This window comes from Streptomyces capoamus, assembly GCF_014654935.1.
GTDB lineage: Bacteria > Actinomycetota > Actinomycetes > Streptomycetales > Streptomycetaceae > Streptomyces > Streptomyces capoamus.
This window is the reverse complement of record NZ_BNBF01000024.1, coordinates 45871-48012: the sequence shown is the minus strand read 5'-3', so window position 1 is coordinate 48012 and position 2142 is coordinate 45871. Positions and strand designations below refer to the sequence as shown.

At 71.4% G+C, this 2142-nt stretch carries 3 protein-coding genes; 2 read left to right on the top strand and 1 reads right to left on the bottom strand.

What is annotated here, in order from left to right:
* The coding region (locus tag IE312_RS42530; protein WP_229900630.1) for an SIS domain-containing protein at window positions 1-157 on the bottom strand (157 nt) is incomplete at its 3' end.
* Between the two features lie 186 nt (window positions 158-343).
* On the opposite strand from IE312_RS42530, the gene IE312_RS30450 reads away from it, so the two are divergent.
* Together IE312_RS30450 and IE312_RS30445 are read left to right on the top strand one after the other, a co-directional pair.
* Window positions 344-1036, top strand: coding sequence for an iron-dependent transcriptional repressor DtxR (locus IE312_RS30450; protein ID WP_030341848.1), 693 nt, complete (start codon window positions 344-346; stop codon window positions 1034-1036).
* A gap of 357 nt (window positions 1037-1393) precedes the next feature.
* The coding region (locus IE312_RS30445; RefSeq protein WP_229900616.1) for an alpha/beta fold hydrolase at window positions 1394-2142 on the top strand (749 nt) is incomplete at its 3' end.

Below are 2142 nucleotides of genomic sequence, written 5' to 3'. Positions count from 1 at the left end.
GTCCGGCGCCGAAGGCGAACAGGCGGCCGCCGGCGGCGACGGTGTCGGCGAGCAGGGTGCCGGCCGCGGTGATCGCTGCGGCCTCCTCGTCGCGGACCCGTTGCAGCAGGCCGATGGCGGCGTCGAAGAACAGGTCGGCGGGTGTGCCGTCGCTCATGCGGTGCCCCTTCGCAGCGTCTGTGTCGCGGATCACCGTGCGGTCTGGACCATCGTGGTGTCAATACGGCCGGAGCGGGGCGGCCCGTTTCCGCGCTGCCGCCCGCTTGTCAGTGGGATCCGGCAGAATTGGTGCCAGGGCCAGCGCACGCGGCCGGTGGCCGGCTGAGGTAATCGAGGGGCACGTATGTCCGGACTGATCGACACCACGGAGATGTATCTCCGCACCATCCTCGAGCTGGAAGAGGAAGGCGTCGTGCCCATGCGCGCCCGTATCGCGGAGCGGCTGGACCAGAGCGGGCCGACGGTGAGTCAGACGGTGGCGCGCATGGAGCGCGACGGTCTGGTCTCGGTGGCCAGTGACCGGCATCTGGAGCTGACCGACGAGGGCCGTCGGCTGGCGACGCGGGTGATGCGCAAGCACCGCCTGGCCGAGTGTCTGCTGGTGGACGTGATCGGGCTGGAGTGGGAGCAGGTCCACGCGGAGGCGTGCCGCTGGGAGCACGTGATGAGCGAGGCCGTGGAGCGTCGTGTGCTGGAGCTGCTGCGGCACCCGACCGAGTCGCCGTACGGCAATCCGATCCCGGGGCTGGAGGAGCTGGGCGAGAAGGACGGGGCGGACCCGTTCCTGGACGAGAGCATGGTGTCGCTGGCGGATCTGGACCCGGGTTCGGACGGCAAGACGGTGGTGGTCCGTCGTATCGGTGAGCCGATCCAGACGGACGCGCAGCTGATGTACACGCTGCGGCGGGCGGGTGTGCAGCCCGGTTCCGTGGTGAGCGTGACGGAGTCGCCCGGTGGTGTGCTGGTGGGCAGCGGTGGCGAGGCGGCCGAGCTGGAGGCGGACATCGCCTCCCATGTGTTCGTCGCCAAGCGCTGAGACGAGGGGAGGGCCCCGGCGCTGAGCGGCGCCGGGGCCCTTCCTCCCCCGTGCTGACCCGGAGCCCCGAGCTCTCAGGGTCATCCCCCTCGGACCGGCTTTTCCCCGAGCGGTCCGCCTCTGCCAGAAAGATCCCCTCGGTGGCGGCGATCATTCCTCGGGACGTGTCACTCGAAGGAGGGGTGTTGCTTGCGGAGACAGCATTTTCGAATGGGTATTCGATAGCCTGAAGCGACTGGACGACGAGGCAGGATCAGACAGGCAGGATCAGACAGGCAGGACCAGGCAGGCAGGACCAGGCAGGCAGGACCAGGCAGGCAGGACCAGGCAGGCGGAGCACTGGGGGGTGCCAGGCCGATGGCACGGCGTATCGATGTGACGGGAGCGGGCGGGCTGCGCCTGGCCGCCTGGGAGTTCGCCGACCCTCCGAAACCGGAGGCGGAGCCGCCCGGTGCGGAGTCCGGCGCTCCGGGTGTGCTGTTACTGCACGGCCTGATGGGCCGTGCCTCCCACTGGGCGTCCACCGCCCGCTGGCTCGCCGGCCGGCATCGCGCCGTGGCGCTCGACCAGCGCGGCCACGGCCGGAGCGAGAAACCCCCCGAAGCCGCCTACACCCGCGAGGCCTACGTCGAGGACGCCGAGGCCGCCGTGGAACAGCTCGGTCTCGCGCCCGTCGTCCTCGTCGGCCACGCCATGGGGGCGCTGACCGCCTGGCAGCTCGCCGCCAAGCGCCCGGAGCTGGTCCGCGGCCTGGTCATCTGCGACATGCGGGCCTCCGCGCTGGGCGCGGCCTCGCAGCGTGAGTGGGCCGACTGGTTCCGGTCCTGGCCCGTCCCCTTCGCCAGCCTCGCCGACGTCCGCAAGTGGTTCGGCGAGGACGACCCCTGGGTGGAGCGGCCGAGCCCGGCGCGCGGCGATTTCTACGCCGAGGTGATGCACGAGCGCGAGGACGGCTGGCGGCCGGTCTTCGAGCCGCAGCACATGCTCAGGTCCCGCGAGACATGGGTCTACGACGCCCACTGGGAGGAACTGGCGCAGGTGCGGTGCCCGACGCTGGTGGTGCGGGGCGTGGACGGCGAGCTGGGCCGGGCGGAGGCCCAGGAGAT